The 22,691-nt window shown below is 68.3% G+C and carries 21 protein-coding genes; all 21 read right to left on the reverse strand.

The window, feature by feature from the left end:
• Positions 1-96: 96 nt before the first annotated feature.
• A complete protein-coding gene (gene rpsQ / locus G5C65_RS00715; protein ID WP_165296578.1) occupies positions 97-381 on the reverse strand; it encodes a 30S ribosomal protein S17 in 285 nt (94 codons plus the stop codon).
• The gene (rpmC, locus tag G5C65_RS00720) at positions 381-614 is read right to left on the reverse strand and encodes a 50S ribosomal protein L29 (protein WP_165296579.1); all 234 of its coding nucleotides are present in this window, start codon (positions 612-614) and stop codon (positions 381-383) included. Before rpmC ends, rpsQ begins: the two co-directional genes overlap by 1 nt.
• Positions 614-1,033, reverse strand: coding sequence for a 50S ribosomal protein L16 (gene rplP / locus G5C65_RS00725; protein WP_030883879.1), 420 nt, complete (start codon positions 1,031-1,033; stop codon positions 614-616). Before rplP ends, rpmC begins: the two co-directional genes overlap by 1 nt.
• Positions 1,034-1,038: 5 nt before the next feature.
• Positions 1,039-1,887 (reverse strand): 30S ribosomal protein S3, encoded by an 849-nt coding sequence (rpsC, locus tag G5C65_RS00730; RefSeq protein ID WP_165296580.1) that lies wholly within the window; start codon positions 1,885-1,887, stop codon positions 1,039-1,041.
• Positions 1,887-2,234: a 50S ribosomal protein L22 gene (gene rplV / locus G5C65_RS00735; RefSeq protein WP_165296609.1), complete on the reverse strand. Its 348-nt coding sequence runs from the start codon at positions 2,232-2,234 to the stop codon at positions 1,887-1,889. Before rplV ends, rpsC begins: the two co-directional genes overlap by 1 nt.
• Before the next feature lie 78 nt (positions 2,235-2,312).
• Positions 2,313-2,594: a 30S ribosomal protein S19 gene (gene rpsS / locus G5C65_RS00740; RefSeq protein ID WP_165296581.1), complete on the reverse strand. Its 282-nt coding sequence runs from the start codon at positions 2,592-2,594 to the stop codon at positions 2,313-2,315.
• 14 nt (positions 2,595-2,608) lie between these two features.
• Complete coding sequence (gene rplB, locus G5C65_RS00745) at positions 2,609-3,445, reverse strand: 50S ribosomal protein L2 (RefSeq protein WP_165296582.1); 837 nt, start codon at positions 3,443-3,445, stop codon at positions 2,609-2,611.
• Positions 3,446-3,496: 51 nt separating this feature from the next.
• Positions 3,497-3,919 carry a 50S ribosomal protein L23 gene (rplW, locus tag G5C65_RS00750; RefSeq protein WP_165296583.1) on the reverse strand — a complete coding sequence of 141 codons (423 nt, stop codon included), beginning with the start codon at positions 3,917-3,919 and terminating at the stop codon, positions 3,497-3,499.
• Entirely contained in the window at positions 3,919-4,566 is a 648-nt protein-coding gene (gene rplD, locus G5C65_RS00755; RefSeq protein ID WP_165296584.1) for a 50S ribosomal protein L4, read from the reverse strand. The genes rplW and rplD overlap by 1 nt, the downstream gene beginning before the upstream one ends.
• Before the next feature lie 6 nt (positions 4,567-4,572).
• Positions 4,573-5,217 (reverse strand): 50S ribosomal protein L3, encoded by a 645-nt coding sequence (rplC, locus tag G5C65_RS00760; RefSeq protein WP_165296585.1) that lies wholly within the window; start codon positions 5,215-5,217, stop codon positions 4,573-4,575.
• A gap of 13 nt (positions 5,218-5,230) precedes the next feature.
• Entirely contained in the window at positions 5,231-5,539 is a 309-nt protein-coding gene (gene rpsJ, locus G5C65_RS00765) for a 30S ribosomal protein S10 (RefSeq protein WP_016473429.1), read from the reverse strand.
• A gap of 432 nt (positions 5,540-5,971) precedes the next feature.
• The gene (locus G5C65_RS00770) at positions 5,972-6,643 is read right to left on the reverse strand and encodes a DUF1707 SHOCT-like domain-containing protein (protein WP_165296586.1); all 672 of its coding nucleotides are present in this window, start codon (positions 6,641-6,643) and stop codon (positions 5,972-5,974) included.
• A gap of 116 nt (positions 6,644-6,759) precedes the next feature.
• Complete coding sequence (locus G5C65_RS00775) at positions 6,760-8,082, reverse strand: pectate lyase family protein (RefSeq protein WP_206441095.1); 1,323 nt, start codon at positions 8,080-8,082, stop codon at positions 6,760-6,762.
• Between the two features lie 151 nt (positions 8,083-8,233).
• The gene (locus G5C65_RS00780) at positions 8,234-9,166 is read right to left on the reverse strand and encodes a hypothetical protein (protein ID WP_165296587.1); all 933 of its coding nucleotides are present in this window, start codon (positions 9,164-9,166) and stop codon (positions 8,234-8,236) included.
• A 184-nt stretch (positions 9,167-9,350) separates the two neighbouring features.
• The gene (gene tuf, locus G5C65_RS00785) at positions 9,351-10,544 is read right to left on the reverse strand and encodes an elongation factor Tu (RefSeq protein ID WP_165296588.1); all 1,194 of its coding nucleotides are present in this window, start codon (positions 10,542-10,544) and stop codon (positions 9,351-9,353) included.
• A gap of 231 nt (positions 10,545-10,775) precedes the next feature.
• Positions 10,776-12,899, reverse strand: a complete 2,124-nt coding sequence (gene fusA / locus G5C65_RS00790; RefSeq protein ID WP_165296589.1) for an elongation factor G — start codon at positions 12,897-12,899, stop codon at positions 10,776-10,778.
• A gap of 40 nt (positions 12,900-12,939) precedes the next feature.
• On the reverse strand, positions 12,940-13,410 hold the full coding sequence (gene rpsG / locus G5C65_RS00795; RefSeq protein ID WP_019354980.1) for a 30S ribosomal protein S7: 471 nt from the start codon (positions 13,408-13,410) through the stop codon (positions 12,940-12,942).
• A gap of 2 nt (positions 13,411-13,412) precedes the next feature.
• Positions 13,413-13,784 carry a 30S ribosomal protein S12 gene (rpsL, locus tag G5C65_RS00800; protein WP_003948652.1) on the reverse strand — a complete coding sequence of 124 codons (372 nt, stop codon included), beginning with the start codon at positions 13,782-13,784 and terminating at the stop codon, positions 13,413-13,415.
• A gap of 334 nt (positions 13,785-14,118) precedes the next feature.
• Positions 14,119-14,598, reverse strand: a complete 480-nt coding sequence (locus G5C65_RS00805; protein WP_165296590.1) for a DUF1707 and DUF4190 domain-containing protein — start codon at positions 14,596-14,598, stop codon at positions 14,119-14,121.
• A 280-nt stretch (positions 14,599-14,878) separates the two neighbouring features.
• The gene (locus G5C65_RS00810) at positions 14,879-18,778 is read right to left on the reverse strand and encodes a DNA-directed RNA polymerase subunit beta' (protein ID WP_165296591.1); all 3,900 of its coding nucleotides are present in this window, start codon (positions 18,776-18,778) and stop codon (positions 14,879-14,881) included.
• A gap of 92 nt (positions 18,779-18,870) precedes the next feature.
• Positions 18,871-22,356, reverse strand: coding sequence for a DNA-directed RNA polymerase subunit beta (rpoB, locus tag G5C65_RS00815; RefSeq protein ID WP_165296592.1), 3,486 nt, complete (start codon positions 22,354-22,356; stop codon positions 18,871-18,873).
• Positions 22,357-22,691: the final 335 nt, after the last annotated feature.

Consider the following 22,691-nt stretch of genomic DNA (forward strand, 5'->3'; position numbering starts at 1 on the left):
TCTATCTCCTGTATGTCTGCCGGTTCCCCGACGGGGCTGGGTCAGCCCCGTCGGAGCCTGGCGGAACGAACCTGGGGCCTGGAGTGGTCCCAGGAATTACTTGGCCTTTTCGAGGATCTCGACGATGCGCCAGCGCTTGGTGGCGGACAGCGGCCGGGTCTCCATCAGGAGGACGCGGTCGCCGACACCGGCAGCGTTCTGCTCGTCGTGCGCCTTGAGCTTGTTGGTACGGCGGATGACCTTGCCGTACAGCGCGTGCTTCACCCGGTCCTCGACGGCGACAACGACGGTCTTGTCCATCTTGTCGCTGACGACCAGACCCTCGCGGGTCTTGCGGAAGCCGCGCTCGTTCTTTGCCTCAGTCACATTCGTCTCGCTCATCAGGCGCTCTCCACGCTCTCCACCGTCTCGATGCCCAGCTCACGCTCGCGCATCAGGGTGTAGATCCGGGCGATGTCCTTGCGGACGGCCTTCAGCCGGCCGTGGTTCTCAAGCTGCCCCGTCGCCGCCTGGAAGCGGAGGTTGAACAGCTCTTCCTTGGCCTCGCGGAGCTTGGAAACCAGCTCCTCGTTGCCCAGCTCGCGCAGCTCGGACGCCTTGGTTCCGGCCGCCATCACGCGTCACCTGCCTCGCGCCGCACGATGCGGCACTTCATCGGAAGCTTGTGAGCAGCGCGGGTGAGCGCCTCACGAGCAATCTTCTCGTTCGGGTAGGACAGCTCGAACATCACGCGCCCCGGCTTGACGTTCGCGATCCACCACTCCGGCGAGCCCTTGCCGGAACCCATGCGGGTCTCGGCGGGCTTCTTGGTCAGCGGACGGTCCGGGTAGATGTTGATCCACACCTTGCCGCCACGCTTGATGTGCCGGGTCATCGAGATACGCGCGGCCTCGATCTGCCGGTTCGTCACATACGCGCCGGTCACGGCCTGGATGCCAAACTCACCGAAAGCCACCTCGGTGCCACCCTTAGCCATGCCCTTGCGCTTGGGGTGGTGCTGCTTGCGGTGCTTGACCCTGCGAGGGATCAGCATGTCGGTCAGCCCTCCGTTCCCGTGCTCTCAGCCGGAGCAGCGGCCGGAGCGGCGGCGGCCTCGGCCTTGGGGGCCTCGGAGGCGCCGGCGCCCTGGTTGCCCTGCTGCTGCGGCTTCCGGCCGCGGCCGCCACGCTCGCCACCACGGCGGGGGCGGTCGTTGCCGCCACCGCCACGCGACGGGCGGTTGCCCGCGCGGGCCGCGGCGTTCTCGGCGCGAACCTCAGCGATGTTCTTGACGTCGCCCTTGTAGATCCAGACCTTCACGCCGATCCGGCCGAAGGTGGTGCGGGCCTCGAAGAAGCCGTAGTCCACGTTCGCGCGGAGCGTGTGCAGCGGCACCCGGCCCTCGCGGTAGAACTCCGAGCGGGACATCTCGGCGCCGCCGAGGCGGCCACCGCACTGGATCTTGATGCCCTTGGCGCCGGCCTTCATCGCCGTCTGCATGCTCTTGCGCATGGCGCGGCGGAAGGAGACCCGGGAGGACAGCTGCTCGGCGACCGCCTGGGCCACGAGCTGCGCGTCCGTCTCGGGGTTCTTCACCTCAAGGATGTTGAACTGGATCTGCTTGCCGGTGAGCTTCTCCAGGTTGCCGCGCAGGCGGTCGGCCTCGGCGCCGCGGCGGCCGATGACGATGCCCGGACGCGCGGTGTGCACGTCCACCCGGACGCGGTCCCGGGTGCGCTCGATCTCGACCTTGGAGATGCCCGCCCGCTCCATGCCCTGCGTGAGCATGCGGCGGATGGCGACGTCTTCCTTGACGTAGTCCTTGTACAGCTTGTCGGCGTACCACCGGGACTTGAAGTCGGTGGTCACACCGAGCCGGAACCCGTGCGGGTTTACCTTCTGGCCCATTACCGGGTTCCTTCCTTGCTGCTCACGACCACGGTGATGTGGCTCGTCCGCTTGCGGATCCGGTAGGCGCGGCCCTGGGCGCGCGGCCGGAACCGCTTCAGGGTCGGGCCCTCGTCGACGTACGCCTCGGAGATGTAGAGGCTGTCGGCGTCCGTGTGGTCGTAGTTGTGCGCGGCATTGGCGATGGCACTGTCCAGTACCTTGCCCACGGGCACGCTCGCGGCCTGCGGGGCGAAACGCAGGACCGCCTGAGCCTCCGTGGCGCCCATGCCACGGACGAGGTCCACCACCCGGCGGGCCTTCATGGGCGTGACGCGCACGTAGCGCGCTCGGGCCCTGGCTTCCATGGTTGTCCCTTCGGTGTCAGTCATAGTCGGATCACCCCCGCTCTCGCGGGGAACCACCCTTCGTTGGCTCTGCGCTCATCAGCGACGACGCGACTTGCGGTCGTCCTTGACGTGGCCGCGGAAGGTGCGGGTCGGCGCAAACTCGCCGAGCTTGTGGCCGACCATCGACTCGGTGACGAACACCGGGACGTGCTTGCGGCCGTCGTGCACCGCGATCGTGTGGCCCAGCATGGCCGGGACGATCATCGAGCGGCGAGACCAGGTCTTGATGACGTTCTTGGTGCCCGCGTCGTTCTGGACCTCGACCTTCTTGGCGAGGTGGTCGTCGACGAAGGGCCCCTTCTTGAGACTGCGCGGCATCTAAAACCCGCCTCCTAGCGCTTCTTGTTCGTCTTGCGGCGGCGGACGATGTACTTGTTGCTGGCCTTCTTCGGCGCGCGCGTACGGCCTTCCTTCTGGCCCCACGGCGACACCGGGTGGCGGCCACCGGAGGTCCGGCCCTCACCACCACCGTGCGGGTGGTCGATCGGGTTCATGACCACACCGCGCACGGTCGGCCGGACGCCCTTCCAGCGCTTCCGGCCGGCCTTGCCCCAGTTGATGTTCGACTGCTCGGCGTTGCCGACCTCGCCGACGGTGGCGCGGCAGCGGACGTCGACCAGCCGGATCTCACCGGACGGCATGCGCAGGTGGGCCATCCGGCCCTCCTTCGCCAGCAGCTGCACCGAGGAGCCGGCGGAGCGGGCGAACTTGGCGCCGCCGCCCGGCTTCAGCTCCACGGCGTGGATCGTCGTACCGACCGGCATATGACGCAGCGGCAGGTTGTTGCCCGGCTTGATGTCGGCGCCCTGACCGTTCTCCACCCGGTCGCCCTGCTTCAGATCGCGGGGGGCGAGGATGTAGCGCTTCTCGCCGTCCACATAGTGCAGCAGCGCGATGCGCGCGGTGCGGTTCGGGTCGTACTCGATGTGCGCGACCTTGGCCGGCACGCCGTCCTTGTCGTGCCGACGGAAGTCGATCACGCGGTAGGCGCGCTTGTGGCCGCCGCCCTGGTGACGTGCTGTCACACGACCGGCGTTGTTACGGCCGCCCTTGCTGTGCAGCGGGCGGACCAGCGACTTCTCCGGCGTGGACCGCGTGATCTCGACGAAGTCGGCGACACTGGCGCCACGACGGCCCGGAGTCGTCGGCTTGTACTTGCGGATACCCATTGTCTCTCAGTCCTCGGAAGAATCCGGACTTCTGGACGATCCAGACCTCCGTCAGGAGGTCGGACCGCCGAAGATGTCGATACGGTCGCCCTCGGCGAGGGTCACGACGGCGCGCTTGGTGTCCGCGCGCTTGCCGTAGCCGGTGCGGGTGCGCTTGCGCTTGCCCTGCCGGTTGAGCGTGTTGACGCCGATGACCTTGACCGAGAAGACCTCTTCGACGGCCTGCTTGATCTGGGTCTTGTTGGCGCGCGGGTCGACGATGAACGTGTACTTGTTCTCGTCCAGCAGCGCATAGCTCTTCTCCGAGACGACCGGCTTGATCAGCAGGTCGCGCGGGTCGGTGAAGGTCTTGCTCGGGTCGGCGGGCGCGATCGGCCCCGGACCCTCGGCGGCGCGGCGCGCGGCCCTGGCGACGCGCGCGGCCTTGGCGGCCTTGGCGGCCTTCGGCGCGATGCTCGGGTGCCGGATGGCCATCAGGCGTCACTCCCCTCGGTCTTCGTACGCGCGGCCACGAAGGACTCGAAGGCGGCCTGGGTGAAGACCACGTCGTCGGACACGAGCACGTCGTACGTGTTCAGCTGGCCCGGCTCCAGGATGTGCACCTGGGGCAGGTTGCGGGCGGACAGCCACGCGGCCTCTTCGGCGCGCTCGGCGACCAGCAGCAGCTGCTTGCGGCCGCTGATCCCGCCGAGCAGGGTGCGGGCCGCCTTGGTGGACGGGGCTTCGCCCTCGATCACACCGGAGACCACGTGCACCCGGTCGTGGCGGGCCCGGTCGGAGAGGGCACCGCGCAGCGCGGCGGCCTTCATCTTCTTCGGGGTCCGCTGGCTGTAGTCGCGCGGCACGGGGCCGTGCACGACGCCGCCGCCGGCGAACTGCGGAGCGCGGGTCGAGCCCTGGCGCGCCCGGCCTGTGCCCTTCTGGCGGTACGGCTTCTTGCCGCCGCCGCGGGTCTCACCGCGGGTCTTGGTCTTGTGCGTGCCCTGACGGGCCGCTGCCTGCTGCGCGACGACGACCTGGTGGATCAGCGGAACGCTGACCTGCGCGTCGAAGATCTCCTCGGGGAGCTCGACGGTCCCGGTCTTCTCGCCAGCGGGCGAAAGGATGTCAATGGTGCTCATTTACCTTCAGGCCCCCTTGGCCGCGGTACGGACCAGGACGAGGCCGCCGTTCGGACCGGGGACCGCGCCCTTGATGAGCAGCAGACCCTTCTCCGCGTCAACGGCGTGGACGGTCAGGTTCTGGGTGGTGACCCGCTCGTTGCCCATACGGCCGGCCATGCGGGTGCCCTTGAAGACCCGGCCCGGGGTGGCGCAGCCGCCGATGGCGCCGGGCTTGCGGTGGATGCGGTGGGCACCGTGGCTGGCCTTGCCGCCGCGGAAGCCGTGCCGCTTCATACCGCCGGCGAAGCCCTTGCCCTTCGACTTGCCGGTCACGTCGACCTTGCGGCCCGCCTCGAAGGTCTCCGCCGTGACCTCCTGGCCGAGGGTGTACTCGGCGGCGTCGGAGGTGCGGATCTCCACCAGGTGGCGGCGGGGGGTGACGTCGGCCTTGGCGAAGTGGCCCTTGAGGGGCTTGTTCACCTTGCGCGGGTCGATCTCGCCGAAGGCGAGCTGAACGGCCTCGTAGCCGTCCCTGTCTGCGGTGCGGACCTGGGTGACCACATTGGGCCCGGCCTTGACGACGGTCACGGGGACAATACGGTTGTTCTCGTCCCAGACCTGGGTCATGCCGAGCTTCTCGCCCAGGACGCCCTTGATCTGCTTAGCCATCTTCCCGCACCCCTCAGAGCTTGATCTCGATGTCGACGCCCGCCGGCAGGTCGAGGCGCATCAGCGAGTCAACGGTCTTGGGCGTCGGGTCGAGGATGTCGATCAGACGCTTGTGCGTGCGCATCTCGAAGTGCTCGCGCGAGTCCTTGTACTTGTGCGGCGACTTGATGACGCAGTACACGTTCTTCTCGGTGGGCAGCGGCACCGGGCCAGCGACCGACGCACCAGTACGGGTCACCGTCTCGACGATCTTCTTCGCCGAGTTGTCGATGACCTCGTGGTCGTAGGCCTTGAGCCGGATGCGGATCTTTTGTCCCGCCATGGCTACTTCGTAGTCCTGTCTCTCGTAACGCTCTGGAACCTGTGGGCCACTCCCTCCCGCCGATCCCTGCTCTCGACCCACGCGGTCGGGCGTGTCGCACGCCTTCTCGCACGTCGCCGAGGAGGTGTTTCCCGAAGCGGGGGACGGGGGAGAAAACCCACCGGTGCCTGGTTGGAAGCCCCTCCCGCACTTCCCGGAAGATTCCCGTACTTCCGCCCCTGATGAGGAGCGACGAATACGCTGGGACTCGCTTCCAGTCCTCCCGGCGGGAGGCGTGCGGCATCGGCACTCAACCGAGCAACCCCGATAGTCTGCCACAGAGGGCGTCCCGCCTGCCAATCGGGCTTCTATCACACGGGGCCGTACCCGGGCGCCGTGCCGAATGTCACACCGAAGGCTCGCGGAGCCGGCGGCCGCAGCGCCTCAGGGGCCTCAGGGATGGGCCCCGCCCAGCGGGTTCCGCCAGTCACGGGCCTCGCCGGTGCGCGGCTTGCGCTGGAGCCACTGCCAGGGGGTGCGCCGCGGCAGGCGGGCCACGATGTCGCCGCCGGTCGAACGGCCGGCGAGCAGGACGCGGAGCAGCACCGGGGCATCCGGGTCGGCGGGCGGCTGGATGCTGATGTCGCCGCGGGTGTAGGTGATGTCGTCGGCGTCGACCACGATGCCCGGTCTGGTCACCAGCGTGAGATTGCCGCCGATGCGCAGGTCCAGGTCGATGTGCAGGGTGTCGTGGGTGATCACGGCCTCGGTGAAGTCGAGCTTCAGCTCGCCGAACTTCAGCCGGATCTCCATCCGCCGGGGCACCAGCCACCGGCCGGTCCGCTTGGCGTCGCCGAGGCGCTGGTCGATCCGGATCACGTCCCGGGCCTGCTGCGGCATCCCCTCGGGCGGCAGATCGGCGGTCAGCACCGCGAGGTCGGCGGCGGTGCGCGCCGCGAGCGCAGCGCCGACGCGTTCGTCCAGCTCGTCGGCCGTCAGCCGGCCCTCGCCCGCCGCGACCCGCAGGACCTCCACGGCGCGGTCCCGGTCCCGGTGGGACACGCGCAGCTCGGCGGCGTCGCGACGGGATGAAGAACCCTCTGTTCCGGAGACCTCGCCTGGCATGCGTCCAGTGTGCTCGCGGGGCCCGCGCACCAGCAACACACCCCCGCGGAAATGGGGGATTCCCCTGATCTCCGCCGGGGCCCGCGCCGCGCCGGGCCGGGCCCCGGCCGCCGGGCTCAGCCGACCCGGCCGGCCCCGGCGCGGCGGTCCACGAGGGCGGGGACGGCCCGCGGGTGGTGCACCCGGGCGCGGAGGGTCGGGGTCCAGCCGACGCCCCGCTGCAGGGCGTCGTCCGGGTTCGCCGCGTTGTGCGCGGCGATCAGGTCGGTCCGCCTGCCGTTGACGTAGTTGTTCTCCGCCGTCAGCGGCGCCTCGCTCCACTTCTTCAGGGTCCGGGCCGCGCCGACGCCCGGCGGGAGGGAGAAGGCGTTGTCGGTGGCGTACAGCCGGCAGTCCTTGCCGACGCCGAAGGTGTAGCCGTAGGGCTCGTCCTGGTTCACCACGAAGTGGTTGTTGTACGCGTCGACCTGGCCGAAGCGCACCCGGGGCGCCCGCTCCACGATGCCCTCGAAGCGGTTGTGGTGCAGGGTGACCCTGAGCTTGCCCGCGTCCGTGTCGCCCGCGCTGTCGCTGTTGCCGATCAGCATGGTCTTGTCGTGGTCCTCGAAGGAGTTCCAGGACAGGGTGACGCGGTCGGCGCCGCGCACGATGTCGACCAGGCCGTCGTGCTGCTGGTACCGCTTGCCGAAGTACCTCGGCAGGGAGCTGTCGGGGTGGCGGCCGTCGGTGAGGGTGTTGTGGTCGAGCCACACCTGGCGGGAGCCGTACACGACGACGCCGTCGTACTCGGAGTTCCAGGCACCGGTCCCCTCGTCGTCGGTCGGATCCCACTGCGGGAAGCAGTCGAGCGAGGCCTCGACGGTGAGGTTGCGGACAATGACGTTCTCGACGCCCCTGATCTGCAGGCTGCCGCCCAGGATCCCGGAGCGCGGGCCCACGCCGACGATGGTGGTGTTGGCGGGGACCCGCGCCGTGACGGCCTCGGCCTGGCGCTGCGCCGACGCGGCCCGCAGATCCTCCTGCTCGCCGCTGACGGGGGTGTCGTGACCCCACACCTCGGGGTCGTAGTCGGCGAGGTACCGCTGGAAGTCGTAGCCCTCGGCTGCGAACGCGTCGCAGCCCCGGGACACGGCGTCGATCATGCCCTTGACCCGGATGATCCTGGGCTCGTTGCCGTCCTGCGCCAGCGCGGACCTCAGCTCCCGCCAGGTGGTGACGGTGTGGACGCGCGCGGCGCCGGCGGCCGAGCCGCCGGTGGTGCCCGGACCCGCCGCGGCCCAGCCGTCGCCCTCGGGCAGCACCTGGCGGCCGAGGTCCCGGCCGCGCTCGTGGGCCGACGCCGGGGCCGCCGTCAGGGACAGCGTCAGGGCGGTGCAGGCGAGCAGTGCGGAGACCGGCAGGCCCTGCAGGACATGGCCATGCCCCTTACGTATGTTCACGGTGCGGCTCTCCTCCCTCGGGGACCCCCGCGGATCCCCACACCGCCTGGTCGCCGCGGGAGCCCCGCGCGTTGACGCCCGCCCCGCACGGCCCGCACACACGCGTCGGGGCCCGCACACCTCGCGGTGCGCGGGCCCCGTCGGCGGCGGGTCAGCCCCCTGCGGCTTCGCCGCCTCCGGCGTGCTCCGTGTCTTCGGCGAACAGTTCCCCGGCCGCGGCGACGTCGAGGGCCCGGTCCGCCCAGCGGTCCAGCATGTCCGCGTCGTCGCAGGCTCGGATGCGCTCCCGGACATCGTCCGGGACGGGGATCCCGCGGTGGTCGAGGATGCGCAGAATCATCCGGGACCGCTCCTCGACGCGAGTCGCTGCCGCGCCCTTGAGGTAGTACTCCTCGACGAGGGTCCCCCGGCCGGGGAAGAAAACGCCACTACGCGCCATGTCTCTCCAGACGTCTCCGGCCGGGCTGCCTGCCAGGCCGATCTCCAGCAGTTCGGTGAAGTACTCGGCGGACTCGTCATCGACCTCGCCGAGCGCGGTGGCCAGCGCTTCCAGTATGGCTGCCGCATCCGCATCCCGGGCGTGTGTGATGGCAGAGAACGTGGCGAGCGCAAGGTCCCGCGCGGCCCGCCCCGCATCTCGGATCACGGGAACGTTCCCAGGCCCCAGAACCAGCGGCCGCACCGACAGCGCGGCCCGCCAGCCGTCGGGCCCGAGGGCGAACGGCCCCGACGCCCAGCGGGCCGTGCCCTGCTCCTGGCAGGTCACCAGCAGCAGGACCGGGACCGCGTACTTCGCCCTCATATAGGCCAGGTAGTACGCCCAGCTCGCAGGCTTCTCGGCATCCCGTCTCCCCTGGGCCTCGATGGCCAGCAGAAAGCCGTCGTCGTCCGCCGCCTTCGGACGGACGCGCAGCACGCTGTCGACGCGCCGCTCCAGCGGCCGGATCTCCGTCGCGTCCGGCGACAGGACCTCGACATCGGCGGGTGCGGGTAACGGCACATCCAGCAGTCGGAAGACCGGGACCAGCAGATCCGGGTGCTCCTGGAAGATCCGGTGTGCCGCCTCGTGGGAGGAGTTGACCATGCGGGCGAACGTACGCGCCCGGAAGACGGGCTCGCGGCGCGATAAACGTATGTTCACCCGGACGGGTGGACGGCGGCGCACGAGGCGACGTCCGCGCTCAGGGCATGCAAAGGGCCCGTACGAGCGGATTCTCTCGTACGGGCCCTTTCGACCGGACCGGCTGAGCCGGGTCAGTCGACCAGGTTCACTTGACGATCTTGGTGACCTGGCCGGCGCCCACGGTGCGGCCACCCTCGCGGATGGCGAACTTGAGGCCCTCCTCCATGGCGACCGGCTGGATGAGCTGGACGCTCATCGAGGTGTTGTCGCCCGGCATGACCATCTCGGTGCCCTCGGGGAGGGTCACCACGCCGGTCACGTCCGTGGTACGGAAGTAGAACTGCGGGCGGTAGTTGTTGAAGAACGGGGTGTGGCGGCCGCCCTCGTCCTTCGACAGGATGTACGCCTGCGCCTCGAACTCCGTGTGCGGGGTGACCGAGCCCGGCTTGATGATGACCTGGCCGCGCTCGACGTCCTCGCGCTTGATGCCGCGGAGCAGCAGACCGACGTTCTCACCGGCCTGGCCCTCGTCGAGGAGCTTGCGGAACATCTCGATACCGGTAACGGTCGTGGAGGTCTTGTCCTCCTTGATACCGATGATGTCCACCGACTCGTTCACCTTGAGCACACCGCGCTCGATACGGCCGGTGACGACCGTACCGCGGCCGGTGATGGTGAAGACGTCCTCGATCGGCATCAGGAACGGCTTGTCGGTGTCGCGCTCCGGGGCCGGGATGGCCTCGTCGACGGCGGACATCAGGTCCAGCACCGACTGGCCCCAGGTCTCGTCGCCCTCCAGCGCCTTCAGCGCGGAGACCTTGACGACCGGAACCTCGTCGCCCGGGAACTCGTACTCGGAGAGCAGCTCACGGACCTCAAGCTCGACGAGCTCCATGATCTCCTCGTCGTCCACCATGTCGGCCTTGTTCAGGGCGACGACGATGTACGGAACGCCGACCTGGCGGGCCAGGAGCACATGCTCCTTGGTCTGCGGCATCGGGCCGTCCGTGGCGGCGACCACGAGGATGGCGCCGTCCATCTGGGCAGCACCGGTGATCATGTTCTTGATGTAGTCCGCGTGACCCGGGCAGTCGACGTGGGCGTAGTGCCGGTTCTCCGTCTGGTATTCGACATGCGCGATGGAGATGGTGATACCGCGCTGGCGCTCCTCGGGAGCCTTGTCAATGTTCTCGAACGCCGATGCCTCGTTGAGGTCGGGGTACGCGTCGTGCAGCACCTTGGTGATCGCCGCGGTGAGCGTCGTCTTACCGTGGTCGATGTGACCGATGGTGCCGATATTGACGTGCGGCTTAGTCCGCTCGAACTTCGCCTTCGCCACTGGGGTCCTCCTGTGGACTGGTGCTGTACACCCTCCACACTCTGCGGAGGGGTTCAGGTGGTCATTCCGAACGGGACAGGACCCCTAGGGGGATGCCCTTGTCCAGTTCGCTTGGGTGGGCCGGCGGCCGGGGCCCGGTCAGACCGTACGGACGTGCCGTACGGTCTGCCCCGGATTGCCCCGAATGCCGATGCTCCAGCCTAAGGGGTGAGCGTGGGGCCTGCGGCCGCCTTACTCGCCCTTGGCCTTCGCGATGATCTCCTCGGCGACGCTCTTCGGAACCTCGCCGTAGGAGTCGAACTGCATGGAGAAGTTCGCCCGGCCGGAGGTCTTGCTGCGCAGATCCCCGATGTAGCCGAACATCTCCGAGAGCGGGACCAGAGCCGTCACGAGCTTGGCGCCCGCGCGGTCGTCCATGGACTGGATCTGGCCACGGCGCGAGTTGAGGTCGCCGATCACATCGCCCATGTACTCCTCGGGCGTGATGACCTCGACCTTCATCAGCGGCTCCAGCAGGGCCGGGCTGGCCTTGCGCGCGGCCTCCTTGAAGGCCATGGAACCGGCGATCTTGAAGGCCATCTCGGACGAGTCCACATCGTGGAAAGCACCGTCGAGCAGCGTCACCTTGACGCCGGTCAGCGGGTAGCCCGCCAGCACGCCGAACTCCATGGCCTCCTGGCAGCCCGCGTCCACGGACGGGATGTACTCCCGCGGGATGCGGCCACCGGTGACCTTGTTCTCGAACTCGTAGCCGTCGCCCTCAAGCGGTTCGACATCGATGATCACGCGGCCGAACTGGCCGGAACCACCGGTCTGCTTCTTGTGCGTGTAGTCGATCTTCTCGACCTTCTTGCGCAGCGTCTCGCGGTACGCGACCTGCGGCTTGCCGATGTTGGCCTCGACCCGGAACTCACGCTTCATCCGGTCGACCATCACATCGAGCTGGAGCTCGCCCATACCGGCGATGATGGTCTGGCCGGTCTCCTCGTCGGACTTGACCTGGAAGGTCGGGTCCTCCTCGGAGAGCCGCTGGATCGCGACGCTCAGCTTCTCCTGGTCGGCCTTCGACTTCGGCTCGATGGCCACCTCGATGACCGGCGTCGGGAACTCCATCGACTCCAGGATCACCGGGTCCGACGCATCGCAGAGGGTCTCGCCGGTGGTGGTCTGCTTCAGACCCATGACGGCGACGATGTCGCCGGCACCCACCGACTCGATCTCCTCACGCTTGTTCGCGTGCATCCGGTAGATCTTGCCGATGCGCTCCTTCTTGCCCTTCACCGGGTTCAGCACCTGAGTACCGGTGTGCAGCCGGCCGGAGTAGACCCGGACGAAGGTGAGCTTGCCGAGGTGCGGGTCGCTGGCGATCTTGAACGCCAGGGCCGACATCGGCTCCTCCTCGGAGGGGCGGCGCGCGATGACCTTGCCCGAGTCCTTCGGGTCGTGGCCCTCGATCGCCTCGACGTCCAGCGGGGCCGGCAGATACCGGCAGATCGCGTCGAGCAGGGGCTGCACGCCCTTGTTCTTGAACGCGGTACCGCAGAAGACGGGAGTGACCGTGGTCGTGCCCTCGGCACCGGTGGAGGCGAGGGTGATCCGGCGGATCGCCGCGATGAGCTGCTCCTCGGAGGGCTCCTCGCCCTCCAGGTACAGCTCCATCATCTCCTCGTCGTTCTCCGCGACGGCCTCAAGCAGCTTGCCGCGCCACTCGTCGGCGGCCTCGGCGTGCGTCTCGGGGATGTCGACGGTGTCGTACGCCTCGCCCAGCTTCGTCTCGGCCGACCACACCAGGGCCTTCATCGACACCAGGTCGACGAGGCCCTTGAAGTCGGCCTCGGCGCCGATCGGCAGCTGCATGACCAGCGGCTGCGCGCCCAGCCGGTCGACGATCATGTCGACGCAGCGGTGGAACTCGGCGCCGGTCCGGTCCAGCTTGTTGACGAAGCAGATACGCGGAACGCCGTACCGGTCCGCCTGCCGCCAGACGTTCTCCGACTGGGGCTCGACGCCAGCCACACCGTCGAACACCGTGACCGCACCGTCGAGCACGCGCAGCGAGCGCTCCACCTCGGAGGTGAAGTCGACGTGGCCCGGCGTGTCGATGATGTTGATGGTGTAGTCGACGTCGTTGAGCGGCCAGTGAGTGGTCGTCGCGGCGGACGTGATCGTGATGCCGCGCTCCTGCTCCTGCTCCATCCAGTCCATCGTGGCTGCGCCGTCGTGGACCTCACCGATCTTGTAGCTGCGACCGGTGTAGAAGAGAATCCGCTCGGTGGTGGTCGTCTTGCCCGCGTCGATGTGGGCCATGATCCCGATGTTTCGGACCTTGGCCAGGTCAAGTGAAGTGGTAGCCATAAGGCTGTCAGTCTTCTCTCGGTCTCGATGGGGTCAGCGACTACCAGCGGTAGTGCGCGAAGGCCTTGTTGGACTCGGCCATCTTGTGCGTGTCCTCGCGCTTCTTGACGGCGGCGCCGAGCCCGTTGGAGGCGTCGAGCAGCTCGTTCATCAGGCGCTCGGTCATGGTCTTCTCGCGGCGGGCGCGGGAGTACCCCACGATCCAGCGCAGCGCGAGGGTGGAGGAGCGGCCGGGGCGGACCTCGACCGGCACCTGGTAGGTGGCGCCGCCGACACGCCGGGAGCGGACCTCCAGGGTCGGCTTCACATTCTCCAGGGCGCGCTTGAGGGTGATGACCGGGTCGTTGCCGGTCTTCTCCCGCAGACCCTCCATGGCGCCGTAGACGATGCGCTCGGCGGTGGAGCGCTTGCCGTTCAGCAGCACCTTGTTGATCAGGGAGGTCACCAGAGGAGAGCCGTAAACCGGGTCGATGATGACCGGGCGCTTCGGGGCGGGGCCCTTACGAGGCATGCTTACTTCTCCTTCTTGGCGCCGTAGCGGCTGCGAGCCTGCTTGCGGTTCTTGACGCCCTGCGTGTCGAGGGAACCGCGGATGATCTTGTAGCGAACACCCGGCAGGTCCTTCACACGGCCACCGCGCACGAGCACGATCGAGTGCTCCTGCAGGTTGTGGCCCTCACCCGGAATATAAGCGGTGACCTCGATCCCGCTGGTCAGACGCACACGCGCGACCTTACGCAGGGCCGAGTTCGGCTTCTTCGGGGTGGTCGTGAACACACGCGTGCAGACGCCGCGGCGCTGGGGCGAGCCCTCCAGTGCGGGCGTCTTGTTCTTCTCGACCTTGTCCTGCCGGCCCTTGCGGACCAGCTGCTGGATCGTAGGCACCGTTTCTCCGGTTTCTGTGTGCCGTCTGAGTAAAGCTAACCTGGGCCAACCCCGACCCACGAGGTCGGGTGTGTCGAAAGCTGCGGAATCCCACCAGGGAAGAACGCCTCACATACCACGATGAAGCCGCAGATTTCGGTGTCACCGTCCGTGCTGGACGCTCTCTGCTCGGCGGGGCCGCAGCAGAGCAGGGGACACCCCAGGCACAAGGTCAGATCGTACCGAGCGCAACGGCTCGGGTCAAAACGAGTCCCGCGCCACCGTATCCCTCACCACCTGCGAGGAGAAGGGCGACGCGGGCCCGGCAGGCGTTCTCCGCCCGTCCCGGCGCCCGTCAGCTGGCGCCGATGACGATCAGCATGATCATCACGGCTACTCCGATCGCCATCCAGCCGAGCACCAGCCCGGCCGTGGCCAGCCCTTCCCCTTCCTCGCCGTTCTTGCGGATCTCCGCCTTCGCCTTGTGCCCCAGGATGACGGCCGGGATGGCGGTGAGCCCGTACATCGGCGTGAGAATGCCGCACACCAGTGCGCCGATCGCCGTGCCGTTCGTCTTGGGCATCGGCTTGGCGGGCAGGAAGGTGCGGGGGGCGACCGGCTGGGGCTGCGGGAAGTGCTGCTGCGGAACCGGGGACGGAAGCGGCACCGGCCCCTGCGGCAGATCGGCCAGCAGCGCGTGCAGATCTCCGTAGGTCTCGGCCTGCGCGGCGCGGGCCAGCCGCTGCTCGTACTCGTCCTGGCCCAGCCTGCCCTCGCTGAAGCCCGCCTTCAGCACATCGATCGCCCGCTCGCGGTCGGAGTGCGACGCACGCATGACGTGCAGCGGCTGCCCCGGCTGCTGCGGTCCCGGGACACCACCCGGATTCCATGGTCCAAACGACACTGCCCCCACCTCCCAGTCGCCTCTTCCCCATCATCCATGACGCGGACGCCTTCTGGCCGGTTCACAGCGAGGCCGAAGTCAGTTACCAGCCACGGTAAGCCCTCTCACGTAAGGCCCCCATAACCGTGCCTCGTCTCCATTAAACGCCGCGAGGCGGCCACCCGGGATGGGTGACCGCCTCGCGCGGGGCCTGCCGGGCCCGGCAGGGCCGTCAGGCGTTGTACGGACCGTAGTCGTAGTCCTCCAGCGGGACCGCCTGGCCGGAGCCGGTGCCGAACGGCGAGTAGTCGATGTCGTCGTAACCGACGGCCGAGTACATCGCGGCCTTGGCCTCCTCGGTGGGCTCCACCCGGATGTTGCGGTAGCGGGACAGGCCCGTACCGGCCGGGATCAGCTTACCGATGATCACGTTCTCCTTGAGGCCGATCAGGGAGTCGGACTTGGCGTTGATCGCCGCGTCCGTCAGGACCCTGGTCGTCTCCTGGAAGGACGCCGCCGACAGCCAGGACTCGGTGGCCAGCGACGCCTTGGTGATGCCCATCAGCTGCGGACGGCCGGAGGCCGGGTGACCGCCCTCAGCCACCACGCGGCGGTTCTCGCCCTCGAACTTGGTGCGCTCCACCAGCTCGCCCGGCAGCAGCTCCGCGTCGCCGGACTCGATGATCGTCACACGGCGCAGCATCTGCCGGATGATGATCTCGATGTGCTTGTCGTGGATCGACACACCCTGCGAGTTGTAGACCTTCTGGACCTCGCCCACCAGGTGCACCTGGACCGCGCGCTGGCCGAGGATACGGAGCACGTCGTGCGGGTTCTCCGTACCGACGGTGAGCTTCTGGCCGACCGCGACATGGTCGCCCTCGCCCACCATGAGCCGGGCGCGCTTGGAGACGCTGTACGCCGTCTCGTCCGAGCCGTCGTCCGGGGTGACGACGACCTTCTTGGTCTTCTCCGTCTCCTCGATCCGGACCCGGCCCGCCGTCTCGCAGATCGGGGCCACGCCCTTGGGCGTACGGGCCTCGAACAGCTCGACGACACGCGGCAGACCCTGGGTGATGTCGTCACCCGCCACACCGCCGGTGTGGAAGGTCCGCATCGTCAGCTGGGTGCCGGGCTCACCGATCGACTGGGCCGCGATGATGCCGACGGCCTCGCCGATGTCCACCAGCTTGCCGGTGGCCAGCGAGCGGCCGTAGCACATGGCGCAGGTGCCGACCGCCGACTCGCAGGTGAGGATCGAGCGGGTCTTGACGGTCCCCACGCCGTGCCGCACCAGCTCGTCGATGAGCACGTCGCCCAGGTCGGTGCCGGCCGGGGCCAGCACCTTGCCGTCCACGACGATGTCCTCGGCGAGGCAGCGCGCGTACACGCTGGTCTCGACGTCCTCCGCCTTGCGCAGCACGCCGTCCGTGCCCTGGGAGGCGATCGTCAGCTTGAGGCCGCGGTCGGTGCCGCAGTCCTCCTCGCGGATGATCACGTCCTGCGAGACGTCGACCAGGCGGCGGGTGAGGTAGCCGGAGTCCGCGGTCCGCAGCGCGGTGTCCGCGAGGCCCTTGCGGGCACCGTGCGTGGAGATGAAGTACTCCAGCACGGAGAGGCCCTCGCGGAACGACGCCTTGATCGGCCGCGGGATGGTCTCGTTCTTCGCGTTGGACACCAGACCGCGCATACCCGCGATCTGCCGCATCTGCATCATGTTCCCTCGGGCGCCCGAGTCCACCATCATGAAGATCGGGTTCGTCTTCGGGAAGTTCTCGTTCATCGCCTCGGAGACCTCGTTGGTCGCCTTGGTCCAGATGGCGATGAGCTCCTGAGTGCGCTCGTCCTTGGTGATCAGGCCGCGCTCGTACTGCTTCTGGACCTTCTCGTCCTGGGCCTCGTAGGAGCCGATGATCTCCTTCTTGGCCTCCGGGACGACCACGTCCGAGATGGCGATGGTGACGCCGGAGCGGGTCGCCCAGAAGTAGCCGGCCGCCTTGAGGTTGTCCAGCGCCGCCGCGACGACGACCTTGGGGTAGCGCTCGGCCAGGTCGTTGACGATCTGGGAGAGCTGCTTCTTGCCCACGGTGTAGTCGACGTAGGGGTACTCGTCGGGCAGCAGCTCGTTGAAGAGCGCGCGGCCCAGCGAGGTCGTCAGCCGGAAGCCGTCGCCCGGCTGCCACTCCGGCTCGCCCTCCTCCGGCTGCGGCGGGGTCCAGCCCAGCGGCGGGGTGGTCCCGACCGGGAAGCGGATGTCGACCGTCGCCTGGAGCGAGAGCTCCCCGGCGTCGAACGCCATGATCGCTTCGGCGGTGGAGTTGAACGAGCGCCCGTCGCCCTTGGTCTCGCGCTGCTCCTCGTCGGTGGTGAGGAAGAACAGCCCGAGCACCATGTCCTGCGTCGGCATGGTCACCGGACGGCCGTCGGCGGGCTTGAGGATGTTGTTCGAGGACAGCATCAGGATGCGGGCCTCGGCCTGGGCCTCAGCGGACAGCGGCAGATGCACGGCCATCTGGTCACCGTCGAAGTCCGCGTTGAACGCGGTGCACACGAGCGGGTGAATCTGAATGGCCTTGCCCTCGACCAGCTGCGGCTCGAACGCCTGGATGCCGAGGCGGTGCAGCGTCGGCGCGCGGTTGAGCAGCACCGGGTGCTCCGCGATGACCTCTTCCAGCACGTCGTACACGACCGTGCGGCCGCGCTCGACCATGCGCTTGGCGCTCTTGATGTTCTGCGCGTGGTTCAGGTCCACCAGGCGCTTCATCACGAACGGCTTGAACAGCTCCAGCGCCATGGCCTTGGGCAGACCGCACTGGTGCAGCTTGAGCTGCGGGCCGACGACGATCACGGAGCGCGCGGAGTAGTCGACGCGCTTGCCGAGCAGGTTCTGCCGGAACCGGCCCTGCTTGCCCTTGAGCATGTCGGACAGCGACTTCAGCGGGCGGTTGCCGGGCCCGGTGACCGGGCGGCCGCGGCGGCCGTTGTCGAACAGCGCGTCGACGGCCTCCTGGAGCATCCGCTTCTCGTTGTTCACGATGATCTCGGGCGCGCCGAGGTCGAGAAGCCGCTTGAGGCGGTTGTTCCGGTTGATGACGCGGCGGTACAGGTCGTTCAGGTCGGAGGTCGCGAAGCGGCCGCCGTCCAGCTGCACCATCGGACGCAGGTCCGGCGGGATCACCGGGACGCAGTCCAGCACCATGCCCTTGGGGCTGTTGCTGGTCTGCAGGAAGGCCGAGACGACCTTGAGGCGCTTGAGCGCCCGGGTCTTCTTCTGGCCCTTGCCGGTGCGGATGACCTCGCGGAGCTTCTCCGCCTCCTCGTTCAGGTCGAAGGTCTCCAGGCGCTTCTGCAGCGCGTTGGCGCCCATGGAGCCGTCGAAGTAGGTCCCGAAGCGGTCGCGCAGCTCGCGGTAGAGCAGCTCGTCGCCCTCCAGGTCCTGCACCTTGAGGTTCTTGAAGCGGTTCCACACCTCGTCGAGGCGGTCGATCTCGCGCTGCGCGCGGTCGCGGAGCTGCTTCATCTCGCGCTCGGCGCCCTCGCGCACCTTGCGGCGGACATCCGCCTTGGCACCCTCGGACTCCAGCTCGGCGAGGTCCGCCTCCTGCTTCTTGGCGCGGGCCTCCAGGTCGGCGTCGCGGCGCTGCTCGATCTGCTGGCGCTCCACGCCGACGTGCGCCTCCAGGGAGGGCAGGTCGCGGGTGCGGCGCTCCTCGTCGACGTACGTGATCATGTACGCCGCGAAGTAGATGACCTTCTCCAGGTCCTTCGGGGCGAGGTCCAGCAGATAGCCCAGCCGGGACGGGACGCCCTTGAAGTACCAGATGTGGGTGACGGGCGCGGCCAGCTCGATGTGGCCCATCCGCTCACGGCGCACCTTGGCGCGGGTGACCTCGACGCCGCAGCGCTCGCAGATGATGCCCTTGAAGCGGACGCGCTTGTACTTGCCGCAGTAGCACTCCCAGTCCCGGGTCGGGCCGAAGATCTTCTCGCAGAAGAGGCCGTCCTTCTCGGGCTTGAGGGTGCGGTAGTTGATGGTCTCCGGCTTCTTGACCTCGCCGTGCGACCACTGACGGATGTCGTCAGCGGTGGCCAGGCCGATTCGCAGTTCGTCGAAGAAGTTGACGTCGAGCACTCTCGTCAATCCCTCTCAGGGTCGTATGTCAATGGTCTGAACTGGGTCCCGGGAGGGCCGGAGCCGCCGCGGTGGCGGCTCCGGCGAACCCGTCAGACCTCTTCGACGCTGCTCGGCTCGCGCCGGGACAGGTCGATACCGAGCTCCTCCGCGGCGCGGAAGACGTCCTCGTCGGTGTCGCGCATCTCGATCGACATGCCGTCCGAGGACAGCACCTCGACGTTGAGGCAGAGCGACTGCATCTCCTTGATGAGCACCTTGAAGGACTCGGGGATGCCCGGCTCGGGGATGTTCTCGCCCTTGACGATGGCCTCGTAGACCTTCACTCGGCCGGTGACGTCGTCGGACTTGATGGTGAGCAGCTCCTGCAGCGCGTACGCGGCGCCGTACGCCTCCAGGGCCCACACCTCCATCTCGCCGAAGCGCTGGCCGCCGAACTGGGCCTTACCGCCCAGCGGCTGCTGCGTGATCATGCTGTACGGGCCGGTGGAGCGGGCGTGCAGCTTGTCGTCGACCAGGTGGTGCAGCTTGAGGATGTACATATAGCCGACGGAGATCGGGTCCGGGAACGGCTCGCCGGAGCGGCCGTCGAACAGCCGGGCCTTGCCGGACGGGAGGACCGTGCGGTCGCCGTCGCGGTTCGGCAGCGCGGACTGGAACAGACCGGCGATCTCGTCCTCGCGGGCGCCGTCGAAGACCGGGGTGGCGACGTTGGTCCGCGGGGCCACGTCGTCCGCGCCGATCTCCACCAGGCGCTGCTGCCACTCCTCGTCCAGGCTCTCGATCTTCCAGCCCTGGCTGGCGAGCCAGCCCAGGTGGATCTCCAGGACCTGGCCCGGGTTCATCCGGGAGGGGACGCCCAGCGGGTTGAGGATGATGTCGACCGGGGTGCCGTCCTCCATGAACGGCATGTCCTCGACCGGCAGGATCTTGGAGATGACGCCCTTGTTGCCGTGCCGGCCGGCGAGCTTGTCACCGTCGGTGATCTTGCGCTTCTGGGCGACGTAGACCCGCACCAGCTGGTTGACGCCCGGGGGCAGCTCGTCGCCCTCCTCGCGGTCGAACACGCGGACGCCGATGACCTTGCCGGTCTCGCCGTGCGGCACCTTCAGCGAGGTGTCGCGGACCTCGCGCGCCTTCTCGCCGAAGATCGCGCGCAGCAGCCGCTCCTCCGGGGTCAGCTCGGTCTCGCCCTTCGGGGTGACCTTGCCGACCAGGATGTCGCCCGCCTCGACCTCGGCGCCGATGCGGATGATGCCGCGCTCGTCGAGGTCGGCGAGGACCTCCTCGGAGACGTTCGGGATGTCCCGGGTGATCTCCTCCGGGCCCAGCTTGGTGTCCCGCGCGTCGACCTCGTGCTCCTCGATGTGGATCGAGGAGAGGACGTCGTCCTGCACCAGGCGCTGGCTGAGGATGATCGCGTCCTCGTAGTTGTAGCCCTCCCAGGGCATGAAGGCGACCAGGAGGTTCTTGCCGAGCGCCAGCTCGCCGTCCTCGGTGGACGGGCCGTCGGCCAGCACCTGGCCCTCGATGACCCGGGAGCCCTCGTCGACCAGCGTCTTCTGGTTGAAGGAGGTGCCCTGGTTGGAGCGGGTGAACTTGGAGACGCGGTAGGTGGTGTAGGTGCCGTCGTCGTTGGCCACCGTGACGTAGTCCGCGGAGACCTCCTGGACCACACCGTCCTTCTCGGCCTTGATGACGTCCCCGGCGTCCACCGCGGTGCGGTACTCCATGCCGGTGCCGACCAGCGGCGACTCGGTCTTGATGAGCGGCACGGCCTGCCGCATCATGTTCGACCCCATCAGGGCGCGGTTGGCGTCGTCGTGCTCCAGGAAGGGGATCATCGCGGTGGCGACGGACACCATCTGGCGCGGCGAGACGTCCATGTAGTCCACGTCGTCGCCGGGGATGTAGTCGATCTCGCCGCCGCGGCGGCGGACCAGCACCCGGTCCTCGGCGAACCGCATGTCCTCGCCCAGCGGCGCGTTCGCCTGGGCGATGACGAACCGGTCCTCTTCGTCCGCCGTGAGGTAGTTCACCTCGTCGCCGACGACGCCGTCGGTCACCTTGCGGTACGGCGTCTCGACGAAGCCGAAGGCGTTGACCCGCCCGAAGGTGGCGAGCGAGCCGATCAGGCCGATGTTCGGGCCTTCCGGGGTCTCGATCGGGCACATCCGGCCGTAGTGCGAGGGGTGCACGTCCCGGACCTCGAAGCCCGCGCGCTCCCGGCTCAGACCACCCGGGCCCAGCGAGTTCAGCCGGCGCTTGTGGGTGAGCCCGGAGAGCGGGTTCGTCTGGTCCATGAACTGGGACAGCTGGCTGGTGCCGAAGAACTCCTTGATGGAGGCGACGACCGGCCGGATGTTGATCAGCGTCTGCGGCGTGATCGCCTCGACGTCCTGGGTGGTCATCCGCTCGCGGACGACCCGCTCCATCCGGGCGAGGCCGGTGCGGACCTGGTTCTGGATCAGCTCGCCGACGTTGCGCAGCCGGCGGTTGCCGAAGTGGTCGATGTCATCGGTCTCGATGACGATCTCGTCGCCCTCGGCGGAGGTGGACTCCGTCTCCCCCGCGTGCAGCTTCACCAGGTACTTGATGGTGGCGATGATGTCGGCGGTGGTGAGCACGCCGGAGCTGAGCGGCTCTTCGCCGCCGAGCTTCTTGTTGACCTTGTGCCGGCCGACCTTGGCCAGGTCGTACCGCTTCGGGTTGAAGTAGAGGTTCTCCAGCAGCGTCTGCGCGGCCTCGCGGGTCGGTGGCTCGCCCGGACGCAGCTTGCGGTAGATGTCGAGGAGCGCGTCGTCCTGGCCCTGGGTGTGGTCCTTCTCCAGGGTGGCGCGCATCGACTCGTACTGGCCGAACTCCTCCAGGATCTGCTCGTTCGTCCAGCCGAGGGCCTTGAGCAGCACGGTCACCGACTGCTTGCGCTTGCGGTCGATGCGCACACCGACCATGTCGCGCTTGTCGACCTCCATCTCCAGCCAGGCACCGCGGGACGGGATGATCTTGGCGGAGTAGATGTCCTTGTCGGACGTCTTGTCGATGGAGCTGTCGAAGTAGACGCCGGGCGAGCGGACGAGCTGGGTGACGACGACCCGCTCGGTGCCGTTGACCACGAAGGTGCCCTTGTCGGTCATGAGCGGGAAGTCGCCCATGAAGACCGTCTGGGACTTGATCTCGCCGGTCTCGTTGTTGGTGAACTCGGCCGTGACGAAGAGCGGGGCCGCGTAGGTGAAGTCGCGCTCCTTGCACTCGTCGATCGAGTTCTTGGGGGGCTCGAAGCGGTGGTCGCGGAAGGTCAGCGACATCGACCCGGAGAAGTCCTCGATCGGGGAGATCTCCTCGAAGATCTCTTCCAGACCGGACTTGGTGGGGACGTCCTGTCCACTGTCCAGAGCGGCCTCGACGCGACCCTTCCAGGCGTCGTTGCCGAGCAGCCAGTCAAAGCTCTCGGTCTGGAGCGCGAGGAGGTTGGGAACCTCCAGCGGTTCCCGGATCTTCGCAAAGGAGATACGCAGCGGGGCAGTGCTGGCGCCGTTGTTCGAATTGGCAGTCGAGGCAGTGCGCGAGGCGGCCAAGAGGGGGTCCTTCCGAGGGCTCGGACTCTCTACACGCATACCGGTGCCCCTGGTGACGGGCAGGGGGCAGCTAAAAGGCAGCGCAAAGGGTCAGTGTAGCCACAAGGCCCACTGATGTCCAGAGGGGAATGCGGGAAACCGGCTCACGCCCCGGTCTCCACCTCCTGCGGTTGTTCTTCTCGGCACTGCCGCCGCCCTCCCGGCGGCCTCGATCGCCGGTCCGGACTGCGTCTGCCGCAACACTTCCCGCTCCGCCCCCGATCCATGCCTCGGATCCAGGATCGATGTGACGACGCGTCCCGAGAATTGCGCGCTGCGTGCCGTTCGTCAAGGCC

The sequence above is a fragment of the Streptomyces boncukensis genome, assembly GCF_011045075.1.
Classification (GTDB): Bacteria; Actinomycetota; Actinomycetes; order Streptomycetales; family Streptomycetaceae; genus Streptomyces; species Streptomyces boncukensis.